This window comes from Afifella sp. IM 167 (assembly GCF_020144925.1).
In the GTDB taxonomy this organism is placed as follows: domain Bacteria; phylum Pseudomonadota; class Alphaproteobacteria; order Rhizobiales; family Afifellaceae; genus Afifella.
In genome coordinates, this window is record NZ_NSLC01000003.1 from 400,214 (window position 1) to 416,835 (window position 16,622).

A 16,622-nucleotide genomic window follows, 5' to 3' on the forward strand; every position below is an offset into this window, starting at 1 on the left:
AAGAAAGGCCCCCAGTCGCTCGGTAGCGAATGCATTGACGAGTGGACAGAGGCCGATGTTCTAGTGAGCTTGAAGTTAGGAGGAGCCGTTGGTTGGAAACAAGACGAAGACCGAAGGTGTGGGAACCGTCGCAGAGGAGGAGGCCGACCGGTTTCCCTGCGTGCTGGCCGCACCCCGGAATTTCCACCTATTCGTGCAGGACGACGATGACGTCTGGTCGCCAACGCTCGATGAAATCAATGCAGGCACCTACGATGCACTCAAGCTCAAGCGGGTGTCATTCTATCTGGACGTCGGGCTTCCGCACGGAAACCCAATGGCGTTCGCTTTCGACGGTTCGATGATTATCCCCCGTAACCCGCACCTGCGCAGCGCTGACGACGCAATGGATGAGTTCAATCGTGTTGTGGGGGCAATGGTTATCGGGGGGCTCGGGCTGGAGCAGGTTTGCTCGGGTGATTTGGCATTCGGGTCGCTCTACGCAACGGGCTACTTCCGGTACGAGCAGCCGCACGGCCTCCTGCCGACACTTCACCAAGCTTGGGGCGAGGCGAGTGCTGGCGGCTACCTCAACATCGCCTTGCTAGATCCGCCGCGGATCACCAAAGGCGAAGTCCAGGCCGCGATGGCCTCTGGCAAGCCCGTGCTCGATACGGCGCAGAGAATGGACCCCGCTACCCTGGTCATGGCCGTTAGCCACCACGCTGCGGCCGAATACCGTAACTCGTTGCTCTATTCTTGGCTAGTTGTGGAGCAGTTGATAGGACAGATTTGGGACGATGTGTTTATTCCGGCGAAGGCCGCTAGTTTTCAGGAACGTATTGGTCAGCTCCGCTCTAGCGCCCGCACGCCAGCCGTGCGGATCGAGTTTCTTGCAGAGGCCGGCCTGATTGATCGCAAGCTATATCGCTATGTCAAGCGGGCGAGGAATGCGCGGAACGAGCTGATTCATAAGGGCTCGAAGCCAGATCAGGACGATTCCTATTTCTCGCTCGTCGCCTTGACGCAGTTCCTCGAGCTAATCTGTAACGAACGCGGTGTCGGGTTCGAGGGGAAGTCGCTTCTACAAGGCGTCGGACGGAGGCGAAAGCGCCAACAAAGCCAAGGTGTTATGAGCGCTGAGAAGGCGAATTGGCCGAAAGTGAGTCACTGGCGGCCTTTGAAGCCGATCCCAGGAGAAAACAGCTGGACGGGCGAATACGAGAGGCGCCCCGGCATAGCGCTGGTTCGGACGCTCCGATGACTGTTTTGATCTGCAAAGATTTGAGATTTTCGTGTTGCGCTGGCCCGGCTGTTGTAGCGCTACAGGTGGGCGATCCGGGTTGGGCGCTCGTAGATGACAGTAGCGTCTGCGGCGGATGGTCTGCTGCTCGGATGCTTTAGCATCAATAGCCCGACTGCGAGCTCATGGTCGTCGTTTGTTAGACAACCGTTTGTGGTTTTACTCAGTTGCAAAAAGGACTGATAAAATCCAGAACGTGCCTCGCTGGAATAGCTGAATTTGCTTTCTCGGTGCCACCCTGATGTTGGGTCTCAAACGAATTGACTACGACACCCAGACATAGCCCCGCCTCGTCCAAGACCGGCCCGCCGCTATTTCCCGGTGAGACGAAATTTGAAATGATCAATCGATCTTCACCATGATAAGTATTAACAATCGCATTTAGCTCTCCACCATGAGCGAGCATATATGACGAGTCGGTGGTAGCGATACTTGGGTAACCGAGTGTAATTGTGCGACTTAGTACAAGTGGAGTGCCGATTGGAAATATTGGAGGGGGATTTCTCTCACACTTAACTTCAATAAGAGCCAAATCTAATTTCGGATGTAGAATCCATTTGCCGCTTATCGGCGTGTAAGTGCATCCGTCGATCTCATTAAATCCAACGAATTCTATTTTTTCTTCGGAGTCAATGTTATGCTTTGCGCTAACTATGACGAATTTTTTTCCCGAGGTGTTGGTGGTTGTAAGAAAGCCGGTTCCTGTATATTCATTTCCATCTTTACAAACGTACACGGCAGGAACGCTTCTGCTGTATTTCCTAGCTATATAGCTGGGTCCAAGAAGAACATTATCGAGGATATTTAATTGTAGAAATTGTGCAATTCGATCCTTGTTCCACATGTGATCCACCAAAGCAAGACCGCCGAACATAGACTGGTCGAGAACAAGCCCCCAATCTATCAGTCGTCTGAGTAAAGGCATCAGCGTGGCCGTGTTAATACCGCTCCCGTCTCCGCACGCGTGCATAAGAAATAGTATATCTTGAGTGTGAAAGTGTCTCATCTCAAGAAAATACTTACGTTTCTCGAAATGTGGCGTTTTTCTTAATTGTTCATTTACAAGTTTGATGTATTCATCATCTTGAACAACGATGCCAGCGAGTTTTAATAGTGCTTTAACTTCTTTCGGTGGATTATTACTTATTTCATCCAGTATTCTTGCAACCATTTTATTTTCCCTTCCGATTTTCGGCTCCTTTGACCATTATTATTATCTCATTCAGAATATATTATTGATATATCACTGATATTCAACGCACGTTTGATCATTGTTCTGCATTTTTTTTTGGACTGCGCCGGCCTCGACTAAATGTTGGCAATACGCCGCTTGACGTCTCGCTGAACTACCGTCGATCACTGCTTTGTAGCTGCGATGGATGACAATTTGGTCAGTCCCGTTGTGGCTGCGGAAATTGTATAGTGAGGCTATTTGCTACGCGTGCGCTATATGAGCCTCAGGCCTCCTCCCGCCTTTCCTCAATCACCGCCTCTCCTACGTCATCGCCTTCCTGCAGGCCGCCAAACCGCTGAGGGGGACGCTGCGCTCCGGCGCCTCGTCCGGCGGGCGGCCTGAAAGCACCGCGGGGCTGCCGCCTGTCGCTCTTCCTCCTCTGCGGTGTGGCCTCCTAGAACATGCCGGCGGCGACGCCGACGTCGTGGCCGCCTTCCAGGATCATGTCGAAGGCCACGTAGACGATGACGAGCAGTCCGACATAGGCGATCCAGCGGTAGGTCTGCAGCAGGCCGGCAACGATCGAGGCGGCGATGCCCATCAGTGCCACGGAAAGGACGAGGCCCGCCGCCATCACATAGGGGTGCTCGTGGGCGGCGCCGGCGACGGCGAGCACGTTGTCGAGCGACATCGATATGTCGGCGAGGATGATCTGGATAATCGCCTGGCGCAGCGTCTTGTCGCCGCGCGCCCCTTCCGCCGCCGCCTCCTCGGCGCCGGCGCCCGGCACGGCGCTCTCGCGCCGGCGGCGGCGCCTGTCCTCCTCCAGCTCGCGCCAGAGCTTCCATGCGACCCACAGGAGCAGGATGCCGCCTGCGAAGAGGAGGCCGATGACGGTCAGAAGCTCCACCGCCACCAGCGCGAAGCAGATCCTCAGCACCGTCGCGGCGGCGATGCCGACGGCGATCGCCCGCACGCGCTGCTTCGGCGGCAGGCCGGCCGCCGCCATGCCGACGACGACGGCGTTGTCGCCGGCAAGCACGATGTCGATCATCACGACCGTGAGGAAAGACCAGATTTCCGGTGGAAGGCTCACATTGTTTCCCGGGCCGGGGGAGGGCCGGCCAGCGCGTCTTTTTCCGGCGGCGGGGCCCGGCGCTTGTGCCGGGATTTTACGCCGCGGCCTTTTTCTCCGCCAGCATCATGTAGTTGACGTCCATGTCGCGTGAAAGCTGCATGCGATCGAAAAGCGGATTGTAGGTGACGCCGGTCTCGTCCTTGATGGTGAGGCCCGCCGCGACGAGCTGCTCGGCAAGCTCGGAGGGGCGGATGAAGCGCGAATGGCTGTGGGTGCCGCGCGGCAGCCAGCGCAGCACGTATTCGACGCCGACGATGGCGAGCGCAAAGGATTTCAGCGTCCGGTTCAGCGTGGCGAAGAAGATGAGGCCGCCGGGCTTTACCAGCGCAGCGGCGGCGGCGACGTAGCCCTCCACATCGGAGACGTGCTCGATCACCTCCATGGAGAGGACGACGTCGAAGCTCGCCTTCTCGGCGGCGAGGTCCTCCGCGCTCGCATGGCGGTAGTCGATGACAAGCCCCGCCTCGGCGGCGTGGGCCTTCGCCACCTCGACATTGTTGGCCGAAGGGTCGACGCCGGTGACGGTGCCGCCGAGGCGGGCCATCGGCTCGGCCAGAAGCCCGCCGCCGCAGCCGACATCGACGAAGGTGAGGCCCTTGAAGGGCTCCTTGCCGCCGCGCGGGCGGCCGAAATGGGCGGCGATGTGGCGGCCGATGTAATCGAGCCGGACGGGATTCAGCTTGTGCAGCGGGCTGTTCTTTTCCCCGCCCCACCAGTCGGAGGCGCTCTGCTCGAATTTTGCGACCTCTTGCGGGTCGATACTGGAATGGGGCTGGGGCGCGCTGGTCTGGGCTCGGCTCATCGTCTCGTCCTTCAATCGGTCCCAAGAGAAGGTGGCGGCCCGCTGCGAAGTCAAGGCTTTCGGCTGCGGCGTTTTTTGGGGCGCGGGGGAGAGGAGGGGGCGCCGTGATCGCAGGGGGCGATTGCAGCGGGCGATTGCAGGGGAGCGATTGGGGGCGAGCGATTGCGGGCAGGGCCGTTCCCCGCTAAAAGCACGCGCGCCGGCCGGGCCGGCTTTTCTCCAATCCGGGCTTTCCAGGCGAATCTTTTCGAAAATGTCCCGCCTCGTCATGAAATTCGGCGGCACCTCCGTCGCCGACCTGGAGCGCATCCGCAACGCGGCGCGCCACGTCAAGCGCGAGGTGGATGCCGGCAACGAAGTCGCCGTCGTGGTCTCGGCCATGGCCGGCGAGACCAACCGGCTCGTTTCGCTCTGCCGCGAGGCCTCGCTGATGCACGATGCGCGCGAATACGATTCCGTCGTCGCCTCCGGCGAACAGGTGACGTCGGGCCTGATGGCCATCGTGCTGCAGTCGATGGGCGTCGATGCGCGCTCCTGGCTCGGCTGGCAGATCCCGCTCCGCACCGACGCGGCGCATTCGGTGGCGCGGATCGCCGATATCGACTGCCGCGCCCTGATCGAGCGGATGGGCCGCCAGCAGGTCGCCGTCGTCGCCGGCTTCCAGGGCCTGGCGCCCGACAACCGGGTGGCGACGCTCGGGCGCGGCGGCTCCGACACCTCCGCCGTGGCGCTCGCGGCCGCGCTCGGGGCGGAGCGCTGCGACATCTATACCGACGTCGACGGGGTCTATACGACCGATCCCAGGATCGTCGCCGGGGCCAGGCGCCTGCCCAAGGTCGCCTTCGAGGAGATGCTGGAAATGGCCTCCCTCGGGGCGAAGGTCCTGCAGGTGCGCTCGGTCGAACTTGCCATGGTGCACGGGGTCCGGACCTTCGTGCGCTCCTCCTTCGACGATCCGGACGCGCCCCAGACCGGCCCGGGCAACCTGCCGGTCGGCACCCTCATCTGTGACGAGGACGAAATCGTGGAAAAGCAGCTTGTCACCGGCATCGCCTATTCCAGGGACGAGGCGAAGATCACGCTGCGGCGGGTGGAAGACCGGCCGGGCGTCGCCGCCGCCATCTTCGGGGCGCTCTCCGACGCGGCGATCAATGTCGACATGATCGTGCAGAACGTCTCGGAAGACGGGCGCACCACCGACATCACCTTCACCGTCACCACGGCCGACTACGAGCGGGCGCTGCACCTCATCGAGAATCTGCGGACGCAGGTGAAGATGGAGAGCGTCACCGGATCGGCGGACGTTGCCAAGGTCTCCGTTATCGGCATAGGAATGCGAAGCCATGCGGGTGTCGCTGCGGAGGCCTTCAAGGCCCTCGCCGCCCGCGGAATCAACATTCAGCTGATCACGACCTCGGAGATCAAGATCTCCATCCTGATCGATGCGGCCTATACCGAACTTGCGGTGCGCACCCTCCATTCAATATACGATCTGGACAAGACCTGACGGCCGCACATCCGGCCTGGCGCGGACGGCCCGGGGCGGACGGGCTTTCGGCGCCCTGGGGGCCAGCAGCCCGCATGCCCCGCTGAGGGGCCGAGCGAGGATATGAGGGGGTTCATCCCGCAATGCGCGAGACGCTTGCCGGACCGAGAGTGCTGCTCAGGCGGCTCCGCGAAGTCATGGCGGATCCGATCGGCGCACAGGAACGCCTCGACAAGATCGTCCGGCTGATCGCGTCGAACATGGTGGCGGAGGTGTGCTCCGTCTACATCCTGCGCGCCGACGGATCGCTCGAGCTTTTCGCCACCGAGGGCCTTCTGGCGAGCGCCGTCCACCGCGCCACTTTGCGCGTCGGACGCGGCCTCGTCGGCCTCATCGCGGCGGAAGCGCGGCCGCTCAACCTGCCGGACGCCCAATCCCACCCCGCCTTCGCCTACCTGCCGGAGACGGGCGAGGAGATCTACCACTCCTTCCTCGGCGTGCCGGTGCTGCGCGCCGGACGCACGCTCGGCGTGCTCGTCGTGCAGAACCGCTCGCACCGCTCCTATACCGAGGAGGAAGTGGAGGCGCTGCAGACGACGGCGATGGTGCTCGCGGAGATGTTCGCCGCGGGCGAGATCGAGGATCTCGCCACGCCCGGCGCCGATCTCGACCTCAACCGGCCCTTCCGGCTGGAGGGTGCCGTCTTCGCCGACGGCATCGCGCTCGGCCATGTGCTTCTGCACGAGCCGCGGGTGGTCGTCACGCAGCTGATCGCCGAGGATGTCGACCACGAACTGGCGCGGCTGGAAGACGCCATGCGCAGCCTGCGCCTTTCGGTCGACGACCTTCTGGCGCGCGGCGTGGAAGCCGGTCAGGGCGAGCACCGCGACATCCTGGAAGCCTACCGCATGTTCGCGCAGGATCAGGGATGGGTGCGGCGCCTGCGCGAAGCGGTCGAGGCGGGCCTTACCGCCGAGGCGGCGGTGGAGAAGGTGCAGAGCGACATGCGCGCGCGCCTGTCGCGCAGCACCGACCCCTATCTGCGCGACAGGCTGCATGATCTCGACGACCTCGCCAACCGGCTTCTGCGAACCCTGATGGGGCGCCCGCACGGCCCGGCCGGCACACTGATGCCCTCGGACGCCGTCATCGTGGCGCGCAACATGGGCGCGGCCGAACTGCTCGACTACGATCGCGAGAAGCTGAGGGGCCTCGTCCTGGAAGACGGCGCGCCGACCAGCCATGTGGCGATCGTTGCCCGGGCGCTCGGCATCGCCACGGTCGGCCAGGTCGACAATGCCGTGGGACTCGCCGAATCGGGCGATCCGATCATCGTCGACGGTGAGACGGGGGAGGTGCATCTGCGGCCTCCCGGCGATATCGAGCTTGCCTATGTCGACAAGGTCCGCTTCCGGGCGAGGCGGCAGGAGCAGTTCCGGCGCCTGCGCGAGAAGCCCTCGGCCACCAAGGACGGCACCGACATCACGCTGATGATCAATGCCGGGCTGATGATGGATCTGCCGCACCTGACGGAATCGGGTGCGGCGGGGATCGGTCTCTTCCGCACCGAGCTGCAGTTCATGATCGCCTCTTCCTTCCCGCGGCTCGGCGAGCAGGAGGCCTTCTACCGCGAGGTGCTGGAGGGGGCGGACGGCAAGCCCGTTACCTTCCGCTCGCTCGATGTCGGGGGCGACAAGGTGCTCCCCTATATCCGCACGCATCCGGAAGAAAATCCGGCGCTCGGCTGGCGCGCCATCCGGCTCGGCCTCGACCGGCCCGCCCTGTTGAAGACGCAGATCCGCGCCCTGCTGAAGGCCGCTTCGGGGCGCACGCTGCGCCTCATGTTCCCGATGGTGACGGAGATTTCCGAGTTCGAGCGCGCCCGCCAATGGGTGCGGAACGAGCAGGAGCATCTGACGCGCCACGGGCACGCCACCGCGGACAAGGTCGAGCTCGGTGCCATGCTGGAAGTGCCATCGCTGCTCTGGCAGCTCGACGAGCTCCTGGAGACGGTCGACTTCCTGTCGATCGGCTCCAACGACCTCTTCCAGTTCCTGATGGCCTCCGACCGCGGCTCGACGCGTCTCGCCGGGCGCTTCGACGCGCTTTCGCCCGCGTTCCTGCGGCCCCTCAGGAAGGTCGCGACAAAGGCGCGCAAGGCGCAAAAGCCCGTCGCCGTCTGCGGCGAAATCGCCGGACGGCCGCTGGAAGCGATGGCGCTTCTGGCTATCGGCTATCGCAGCCTTTCCATGTCGCCTTCCGCGATCGGCCCTATCAAGGCGATGATCCTTGATCTCGACCTCGACCGGCTTTCGCAGCGCCTCAATGCCATGCTCGACGGGGCGGTGAGCGCCTCGGAGGTGCGCACCGAACTTCGCGCATGGGCGAACGCAGAGCGCATCCCGGTCTGAGCGAAAATCGCCTATATCAGTGACATGATACCGAGAGACCGACTGGACGCCCTCATCGCACGGCGCGCGCAAATCACCGCCGAGCTGACGAAATCGCAGGAGCGCGACGCCTTCGTGCGCCTGTCGCGCGAGCTTTCCGAACTGGAGGAAGTGGCCGACAAGGCCGAGGCGCTGAAAGCCGCCGAGGCGGAGCTCGCCGATGCGCGCACGCTGATGGAGGACCGATCGAGCGAGGCGGAGATGCGCGAACTCGCCGAAATGGAGGCCGATGAGCTTTCTGAGCGAATCGAGGCGCTGGAGGATGAATTGCGCATCCTGCTCCTTCCGCGCGACGAGGCGGATGCGGGCAGCGCCATCCTGGAAGTCAGAGCGGGAACCGGCGGCGACGAGGCGGCGCTCTTCGCCGGCGATCTCTTCCGCATGTACTGCCGCTATGCGGACCTGAAGAAATGGAAGGTGGAGATCCTTTCCGTCTCGGAGGGCGATGTCGGCGGCTACAAGGAAGTCATCGCCTCCATCTCCGGGCGCAGCGTCTATGCCCGGCTGAAATTCGAATCGGGCGTGCACCGGGTACAGCGCGTGCCGGAAACGGAAGCGGGCGGGCGCATCCATACCTCGGCGGCGACGGTCGCCGTCCTGCCGGAGGCGGAGGATGTCGACATCGATATCCGCCAGGAGGATCTCAGAATCGATACGATGCGGGCCTCGGGCGCCGGCGGACAGCACGTCAACACCACCGATTCGGCTGTCCGCATCACGCATCTGCCGACCGGCATCGTCGTTACCTCGTCGGAAAAGTCCCAGCACCAGAACCGGGCCCGGGCCATGCAGGTGCTGAAGGCGAGGCTCTACGAGATGGAGCGCGAGAAGGCGGACAGCGAGCGTGCCGCGGCCCGCAAGACGCAGGTCGGCTCGGGTGACCGTTCCGAGCGCATCCGGACCTACAACTTCCCGCAGGGGCGGGTGAGCGACCACCGCATCAACCTGACCCTTTACAAGCTCGACAAGGTGCTCGCCGGCGAAGCTCTGGACGAGCTCGTCGATGCCCTCGTTTCCGACGACCAGGCGAGCCGGCTGGCGACCATGGAAGCGGAGCCGGCGTGAGATCCTCGGCCTGCCGCGCGCAATGACGAGCCGCGGGGAGGCGCTCGATCTGGCGCGCCGTCTGCTTGCCGGGGCGGGGGTCGCCGATCCGCGGCGCGATGCGCGAAAGCTCCTTGCCGCAGCGCTCGGCATCGACGATGCGGAACTGATCGCCCGGCCGGAGACAGAGATCCGCGAGGACGAAGAAGCGCGCTTTTCGCTCCTTGTGAAACGCCGCGCGGCGCGCGAGCCGGTCGCCCGCATTCTCGGCGAGACCGAGTTCTGGGGCATCGCCCTGGAGGTGACGGCGGACGTTCTTCTGCCCCGGCCGGAGACGGAACATGTCGTGGAAGCGGCGCTTGCCTGGCTCGGTCAGCGCCGGGATGAAAGGCTTCGTCTCGCCGATCTCGGCACGGGCAGCGGGGCGATCGCCATCGCGCTCCTTTGCGAACTGCCCGAGGCCGAAGCGATCGGCCTCGATATCAGCGCGAAAGCGCTCTCTGTCGCACGGCGGAATGCCGGGCGGAGCGGTGTTTCGGAGCGGTTTCATCCCGTCCAGGGCGACTTTTCTTCCCTCAAAGGGCCTTTCGATATCGTCGTCTCCAACCCGCCCTATATCGCGAGCGGCGAGATCGCCGGGCTAATGCCGGAAGTGCGGAGCCACGATCCGGCCCAAGCGCTGGACGGCGGCGAGGACGGACTTGCCGCCTACCGGGCGATCGCAGCGCGGCTGCCGGCCCTCTTGAAGACAGGCGGCGCGGCCTTTCTGGAGGTGGGGGAGGGACAGGCGGAAGCGGTCGAGAGACTTCTCGGCGAGGCGCGCCTCGCTGCGCTTCCGACCGTGACCGATCTTGCTGCTATTGGGCGGGTCGTGAGCGGCGAAACGAAGCCGGCTAGCTTGTCCGAAACTGGCGGAGGGGGTTTCCGCATTGCGAAAAAAGCACTTGGAAAACCTGACTGATATCGCTAGGTTCAGGCTGCGATCCGGGGCACATCGCCGAAACGAGCGTCCTTGGGACAGGCGGAGTTATCGCCCCCTTGCACGGATCGACTGCTTAAGTCTTCGCACTGACGAGTACGTTTCTCGAACAGTTTCGACTGAAACGGAGCTCGTGCGGATGGGGGCTGTCAGCCCCGGCAATGCCGGGGTTGAGCGGGAGCACGGGTGTCAGCTCAAGATCGTGGACGCATAGGCGATCTGAAACCAGCGAGAACGGTTTATGAGGCATAACCAGAACAGGCGGTCGCGGGGACGCAACCGCAAGGGGCCTAATCCTCTTTCCAGAAGTTACGAATCGAACGGGCCGGATGTGAAAGTGCGCGGGACGGCCCAGCACGTCGCCGACAAATACACCCTCCTGGCCCGCGATGCGGTCTCTTCGGGCGACATCGTTGCGGCCGAGAACTATCTGCAGCATGCCGAGCACTACAATCGCATCCTGATGGCCGCGCAGGCCCAGCAGCCGCAATTCCAGGAATCGCGGAACCAGGACAATCAGGACGACGACGACGGCGACAACGACGATCCGCGTCAGATGAATGGTCATCGCCAGCCTTCGCGCGGCGACTACAACAACGACCGCGATAATGACCGGGACAACCGCTACCGGGACGAGCGCGACGACGATCGCGAGGAAAAGCGCGGGTCGGCCGAGGCTTCCTCTTCCTCCGACGACGAGGGCGAGGAGAAGCCGCGCAAGCCCCGCCGCGCCCGCAAGCCGCGCGCGCCGGAAGGCGAGAACAGCCCCGCCGAGGCGAAGGCTTCCCAGCCGAAATCCGACGAGGAAAAGCCCGCGCCGCGCCGCCGCGCCAAGATGAAGCCGGCGGAGGCTTCCGAGGGCGATGCGACCAATGACGGCGCAGCTGCCCTGGCGGCTTTCCCCGATTAAGGCTTCGAACCTTGTGAAGAGTTCAAGGCGCGGGTTCTTCCCGCGCCTTTTTTCGTTTTGCTACCTTTAGGCTGCCCCCTCAGGCCAGCAGGCGGAATTCCTCGCCCCGGCGGATCGTGCCCGCCGTCTCTGCGGTGAGGTAGATGCCGAAATCGGTGTGGCCATAAAGACCGAGAAGCGTGCGGGGTAGCTGCATGTCGCGCGCCCCGTTCGCCGGATCGACATTGGTCGCAGCGCAGCGCTCGGTGCGTTTTGTGCCGCGAAGGCGGATGCCCGGCAGCTCCAGCGTCTTTCCGAGCCAGCCGAACTCGCAAAAGGCGGGCGCGGCGTCGATGACGAGGTTGGGGCGGAAGCGCAGCGGATCGATCGTCTGCCCGGTCCTTTCCTCCAACTCGCGCAGGCTCGTCAGGTTGACGAGATGGACGACCTTTGCCGCGACGTCTGAAAAGGAATGGCCGTCCGCCTGGAGCAGGCGAGGGGGGCCGCGCAGTTCGTCCGCGAAGGTCGCCTGGATCCATGCCTCGAGCGCCGCCCGGCCTTCGGGGGTTGCCGGCTGGCCTTCGAACCCCGGCACGCCCGCATCCTTCGCCTTCACCGAGAAGACGCCGCTCGCCTCGTCGTAATGGCTCTCGAAGGCGGCGAGGCGCTCGTTCTTCATCAGCATCAGAAAGCGGATCTTCGGCAGGTGCCGTGGATTGCGCGGATCGAAGCCGGAGGCGCCATTCTCGATCGCGAAGGCGCGGTCGAAGGGGATGGTGCCGCCCTTCTCAAGCCGCGCCTCGGCGAGCGGCTCGGGCGAAAACCCCTTGACGGGGTAGCGATAGAGAGCGGCGATTTTGGCGGTCATGAATATCCCTGGTGGAAGGCCAACGAACAGCGCTTTCGCTCCGGCGCGTCAAGCCGGCGTTGCCGTGCGATCAAATCCGCTCCGCAGCCATTGCGTTGCAAATCGGCCACAACCATATCAGCGACGAGCCCGGGGCGCTTCCCAAGAAGGCCCCAATCGAATGCCAGGCGTCGTCGCTCGCGAGACGCCGAAAGGGGTCGATCATGAACCTGGAAAAATACACCGAACGCGCGCGCGGCTTCATCCAGTCCGCGCAGACCTATGCCCTCGGACAGGGCCATCAGCAATTCACGCCCGAGCATATCCTCAAGGTGCTCCTCGACGACCCGGAAGGCATGTGCGCCGGCCTGATCGAGCATGCGGGCGGCCGCCCGAAGGAGGCGCAGCTGGCCACGGATACGGCTCTCGCCAAGATGCCGAAAGTCTCCGGCGGCAATGCGCAGCTTTATCTGGCGCAGCCCGTCGCCAAGGTCTTCCAGACGGCCGAGGAGATCGCGAACAAGGCCGGCGACAGCTACGTGACCGTGGAGCGGCTCCTGCTGGCGCTCGCCATGGAAAAGAGCGCGGCGACCTCCGACATCCTCGCCAAGGCGGGGGTGACGCCGAACGGCCTCAACGCCGCCATCAACGACATCCGCAAGGGCCGTACGGCCGACACGGCCTCGGCCGAGTCGGGCTACGACGCGCTGAAGAAATACGCCCGCGACCTCACCGAGGAAGCGCGGGCCGGCAAGCTCGACCCGGTGATCGGCCGCGACGAGGAGATCCGGCGCACCGTTCAGGTGCTTTCCCGGCGCACCAAGAACAACCCGGTGCTGATCGGCGAGCCGGGCGTCGGCAAGACGGCGATCGCCGAGGGGCTGGCGCTGCGGATCGCGCATGGCGACGTGCCGGAGAGCCTGAAGGACAAGAAACTGCTCGCGCTCGACATGGGCGCGCTGATCGCCGGGGCGAAATATCGCGGCGAGTTCGAGGAGCGGCTGAAGGCGGTTCTTTCGGAGATTGAGGCGGCGGCCGGCGGCGTCATCCTGTTCGTCGACGAGTTGCACACCCTCGTCGGCGCCGGCAAGGCGGAAGGAGCCATGGACGCCTCCAACCTCCTCAAGCCCGCTTTGGCGCGCGGCGAGCTGCATTGCGTCGGCGCGACGACGCTCGACGAGTACCGCAAATACGTGGAGAAGGACGCGGCGCTGGCGCGGCGCTTCCAGCCGGTCTTCGTCAACGAGCCGACGGTCGCCGACACGATCTCCATCCTGCGTGGCCTGAAAGAGAAGTACGAGGTGCATCACGGCGTGCGGATCACCGATTCGGCGCTCGTCTCGGCCGCGACGCTTTCCAACCGCTACATCACCGACCGCTTCCTGCCGGACAAGGCGATCGACCTCATGGACGAGGCCGCGGCGCGGCTTAGGATGCAGGTCGATTCCAAGCCCGAATCGCTCGACGAACTCGACCGGCGCATCATCCAGTTGAAGATCGAGCGCGAGGCGCTGAAGAAGGAGACCGACACGGCCTCCAAGGAGCGCCTGACCAAGCTGGAGAAGGAACTCGCCGACCTTGAGGAGGAGTCTGCCGCGCTGACCCAGCGCTGGCAGGCGGAAAAGGAAAAGCTCGCCGGCGCCTCGCGGCTGAAGGAGGAGCTCGACCAGGCGCGCTTCGACCTTGAGAAGGCGCAGCGCCACGGCGACCTCGCCCGGGCGGGTGAGCTTGCCTATGGCGTCATCCCGGATTTGGAAAAGAAGCTGAAGGAGGCCGAGGCCCGCGAGGCGGAGGCGAACGGCGCAGGTGAGGGGCTGGTGGAGGAGGCGGTGACGCCCGACCACATCGCCCATGTCGTGTCGCGCTGGACGGGCGTTCCGGTCGACAAGATGCTGGAAGGCGAGCGCGACAAGCTGCTCAGGATGGAGGACGATCTCGGCCGCCGGGTCGTCGGCCAGGCGGAGGCCGTGCATGCCGTCTCGACCGCCGTGCGGCGGGCGCGGGCGGGCCTGCAGGACCCGAACCGGCCGATCGGCTCCTTCATGTTCCTCGGGCCGACTGGCGTCGGCAAGACGGAGCTGACGAAGACGCTCGCCGACTTCCTGTTCGACGACGAGACGGCCCTCGTCCGCCTCGACATGTCGGAATACATGGAGAAGCACTCGGTCGCGCGGCTGATCGGTGCGCCTCCGGGCTATGTCGGCTACGAGGAGGGCGGTGCGCTGACCGAAGCGGTGCGGCGGCGGCCCTACCAGGTGATCCTCTTCGACGAGATCGAGAAGGCGCATCCGGACGTCTTCAACGTCCTCCTGCAGGTGCTCGACGACGGGCGGCTGACGGACGGCCAGGGGCGGACGGTCGATTTCCGCAATACGCTGATCATCATGACCTCCAATCTCGGGGCTGAGTATCTGACCGGCCTCAAGGAGGACGAGGACGTGGACGCCGTGCGCGAGCAGGTGATGCAGGTGGTGCGGGCGAACTTCCGGCCGGAATTCCTCAACCGCGTCGACGAGGTCATCCTCTTCCACCGGCTGAAGCGCCAGCAGATGGCGGCGATCGTGGCGATCCAGCTGAAGCGGCTGGAGCGGCTCCTGGAAGAGCGCAAGATCACCATCCATCTCGACGAGAGCGCCGTCGCCTGGCTCGCCGACAAGGGCTACGACCCGGCCTATGGGGCGCGCCCGCTGAAGCGCGTCATCCAGAAGTCGCTGCAGGACCCCCTGGCGGAGAAGATCCTCGCGGGCGAGGTGAAGGACGGCGCCGAGGTGAAGGTGACCGCCGGTTCCGACCGGCTCCTCTTCCACGTCACCGGCTCCAAGTCCGGCACGGAAGGCGAGACGATCGCGGCATAAGACGCGGTCTGCCTGCCATCGTCATGGCCGGGCTCGGCCCGGCCCTGCCATCGTCATGGCCGGGCTCGGCCCGGCCATGACGCCGCCCCCTTTTTCAGGGGCCCGAGCGCTCCCGGCTGCCCATCCCCGCCAGGCTCACCTTCAAGATATCATTAGGCTTGCCTGCCATGATGGGGCAACGCGCGGTCCCCCTGCGGCTGCGGGCAAAGGGAGAGATCCATGCAAAGGATGCTGAAAGCCGCCTGTCTGGCGGCACTGGTGGCGGCCCTCGCCGGACCGGCCTCGGCCGCGAGCTGCGGCAACGGGCCGGGCGGCTTTGCGCCATGGCTGGAAAGCTTCAAGCAGGAGGCCGTGCGCGCGGGAATCTCGCCGAACGTCGTCGCCTCGGCGCTGAACGGCGTCTCCTATTCCTCCAAGGTGATCAGCCTCGATCGCAACCAGCATTCCTTCAAGCTGTCGTTCGACCAGTTCTACAAGCGGCGGGTCTCCAACGCGATGATCAGCCAGGGACGGAGCCTCATCCAGCGCCATTCCCGGCTTCTGTCCGCCATCGAACAGCGCACCGGCGTGCCGCCGGAGATCATCGTCTCCATCTGGGGGCTGGAGACGGGGTACGGGCGCAATTCCGGCTCGATGGCGACGTTCCGCTCGCTGGCGACGCTCGCCTACGACTGCCGGCGCTCCGCCTTCTTCACCGGCGAGCTTCTGGCGGCGTTGAAGATCGTGCAGCGGGGCGACCTGTCGCCTGGCGAAATGCGCGGCGCCTGGGCGGGCGAGCTCGGCCAGACGCAGTTCCTCGCCTCCTCCTATCTGCGCTTTGCCGTCGACGGTGACGGCAACGGCCGGCGGGACCTCATCCGCTCCGTGCCGGACGTGCTGGCTTCCACCGCCAACTACCTGAAGGCCTATGGCTGGCAGGCGGGCGCGAGCTGGGAACCGGGAACGGCGAACTACAATGTGCTGCGGCAATGGAACAAGGCCGAGGTCTACGTGCAGACGATCTCGGTAATGGCTTCCAAGATGGCCGGCCGCTGAGCGCGGCTCTCAGCCGAGCGGGCCGCGGAAGATGAAGAAGGCCCCGAGTGCCACGAAGCCGAAGCCGACGAGGTGGTTCACCGTCAGCGGCTCCTTCAGATAGAGCGCGGCGAAGGCGACGAAGACGGTGAGGGTGATCACCTCCTGGATCGTCTTCAGCTCGGCCGCGTCATAGACCTGATAGCCGATCCGGTTCGCCGGAACGGCGAAGCAGTATTCGGCGAAGGCGATTCCCCAGGAGACGAGAACCACGATCCAGAGCGGCCGGTCCGTGAAGCGCAGATGGCCGTACCATGCGAAGGTCATGAAGACGTTCGACAGGGAAAGGAGAAGGATCGGGGCGAGCTGCGGGGAAAGGGTCATCCGGAGCCTTGCGGGGCGGTCAGGGAGCAGTCGGAGACGATCATGGGCTCCGGGCCGCTTCCCTCGCGCACCTCGCCTGTGGGCTTTGTGAGCGCGCGCAGGCTCAGAGGCCGAAGCAGCCGGGCAGGCCGGCGATCAGCATGGAGATGAAGAGCGCGTCCGACTGGATGAACCAGCCGAGAAAGGCCGCCGCCGCCACCGCGGAAGCGAGGACGATGGTAGCCGCGGCCAGCGATGTCGGTCCGTCGATCTTCATGAAGAGGTTTTCCAACGGCGAC

General features: G+C 64.4%; 14 protein-coding genes. 8 read left to right on the plus strand and 6 right to left on the minus strand.

Annotated features, from left to right (window positions below):
• Positions 1 to 88: 88 nt before the first annotated feature.
• The gene (locus CLD20_RS07105; RefSeq protein ID WP_224405892.1) at positions 89 to 1,243 is read left to right on the plus strand and encodes a hypothetical protein; all 1,155 of its coding nucleotides are present in this window, start codon (positions 89 to 91) and stop codon (positions 1,241 to 1,243) included.
• Positions 1,244 to 1,445: 202 nt separating this feature from the next.
• Here CLD20_RS07105 and CLD20_RS07110 read toward each other — a convergent pair whose 3' ends face one another.
• From CLD20_RS07110 to ubiG, 3 genes are all read right to left on the minus strand, one after another.
• Positions 1,446 to 2,453, minus strand: a complete 1,008-nt coding sequence (locus tag CLD20_RS07110; RefSeq protein ID WP_224405893.1) for a serine protease — start codon at positions 2,451 to 2,453, stop codon at positions 1,446 to 1,448.
• Between the two features lie 457 nt (positions 2,454 to 2,910).
• Positions 2,911 to 3,510 (minus strand): YjbE family putative metal transport protein, encoded by a 600-nt coding sequence (locus CLD20_RS07115; protein ID WP_224405981.1) that lies wholly within the window; start codon positions 3,508 to 3,510, stop codon positions 2,911 to 2,913.
• Positions 3,511 to 3,628: 118 nt separating this feature from the next.
• Positions 3,629 to 4,396: a bifunctional 2-polyprenyl-6-hydroxyphenol methylase/3-demethylubiquinol 3-O-methyltransferase UbiG gene (gene ubiG, locus CLD20_RS07120; RefSeq protein ID WP_224405894.1), complete on the minus strand. Its 768-nt coding sequence runs from the start codon at positions 4,394 to 4,396 to the stop codon at positions 3,629 to 3,631.
• A 253-nt stretch (positions 4,397 to 4,649) separates the two neighbouring features.
• On the opposite strand from ubiG, the gene CLD20_RS07125 reads away from it, so the two are divergent.
• The 5 genes from CLD20_RS07125 (at position 4,650) to CLD20_RS07145 (ending at position 11,265) form a co-directional block, all read left to right on the plus strand.
• The gene (locus CLD20_RS07125; protein ID WP_224405895.1) at positions 4,650 to 5,903 is read left to right on the plus strand and encodes an aspartate kinase; all 1,254 of its coding nucleotides are present in this window, start codon (positions 4,650 to 4,652) and stop codon (positions 5,901 to 5,903) included.
• Between the two features lie 122 nt (positions 5,904 to 6,025).
• A complete protein-coding gene (gene ptsP, locus CLD20_RS07130) occupies positions 6,026 to 8,293 on the plus strand; it encodes a phosphoenolpyruvate--protein phosphotransferase (protein WP_224405896.1) in 2,268 nt (755 codons plus the stop codon).
• Between the two features lie 24 nt (positions 8,294 to 8,317).
• A complete protein-coding gene (prfA, locus tag CLD20_RS07135) occupies positions 8,318 to 9,397 on the plus strand; it encodes a peptide chain release factor 1 (RefSeq protein WP_224405897.1) in 1,080 nt (359 codons plus the stop codon).
• A 22-nt stretch (positions 9,398 to 9,419) separates the two neighbouring features.
• Positions 9,420 to 10,337 (plus strand): peptide chain release factor N(5)-glutamine methyltransferase, encoded by a 918-nt coding sequence (gene prmC, locus CLD20_RS07140; protein ID WP_224405898.1) that lies wholly within the window; start codon positions 9,420 to 9,422, stop codon positions 10,335 to 10,337.
• Between the two features lie 259 nt (positions 10,338 to 10,596).
• Positions 10,597 to 11,265, plus strand: a complete 669-nt coding sequence (locus CLD20_RS07145; protein WP_224405899.1) for a DUF4167 domain-containing protein — start codon at positions 10,597 to 10,599, stop codon at positions 11,263 to 11,265.
• Between the two features lie 79 nt (positions 11,266 to 11,344).
• Here CLD20_RS07145 and CLD20_RS07150 read toward each other — a convergent pair whose 3' ends face one another.
• Positions 11,345 to 12,112, minus strand: a complete 768-nt coding sequence (locus tag CLD20_RS07150; RefSeq protein ID WP_224405900.1) for an MOSC domain-containing protein — start codon at positions 12,110 to 12,112, stop codon at positions 11,345 to 11,347.
• A gap of 203 nt (positions 12,113 to 12,315) precedes the next feature.
• Between CLD20_RS07150 and clpB the strand changes: the two genes are divergently transcribed.
• Together clpB and CLD20_RS07160 are read left to right on the plus strand one after the other, a co-directional pair.
• Positions 12,316 to 14,946 (plus strand): ATP-dependent chaperone ClpB, encoded by a 2,631-nt coding sequence (clpB, locus tag CLD20_RS07155; protein ID WP_224405901.1) that lies wholly within the window; start codon positions 12,316 to 12,318, stop codon positions 14,944 to 14,946.
• Positions 14,947 to 15,165: 219 nt separating this feature from the next.
• Positions 15,166 to 15,981 carry a lytic transglycosylase domain-containing protein gene (locus CLD20_RS07160; RefSeq protein WP_224405902.1) on the plus strand — a complete coding sequence of 272 codons (816 nt, stop codon included), beginning with the start codon at positions 15,166 to 15,168 and terminating at the stop codon, positions 15,979 to 15,981.
• A 9-nt stretch (positions 15,982 to 15,990) separates the two neighbouring features.
• On the opposite strand, the gene CLD20_RS07165 is transcribed toward CLD20_RS07160, so the two are convergent.
• Both CLD20_RS07165 and CLD20_RS07170 read right to left on the minus strand, forming a co-directional pair.
• Positions 15,991 to 16,344 (minus strand): DMT family protein, encoded by a 354-nt coding sequence (locus CLD20_RS07165; protein WP_224405903.1) that lies wholly within the window; start codon positions 16,342 to 16,344, stop codon positions 15,991 to 15,993.
• 103 nt (positions 16,345 to 16,447) lie between these two features.
• Positions 16,448 to 16,600, minus strand: coding sequence for a hypothetical protein (locus tag CLD20_RS07170; protein ID WP_224405904.1), 153 nt, complete (start codon positions 16,598 to 16,600; stop codon positions 16,448 to 16,450).
• Positions 16,601 to 16,622: the final 22 nt, after the last annotated feature.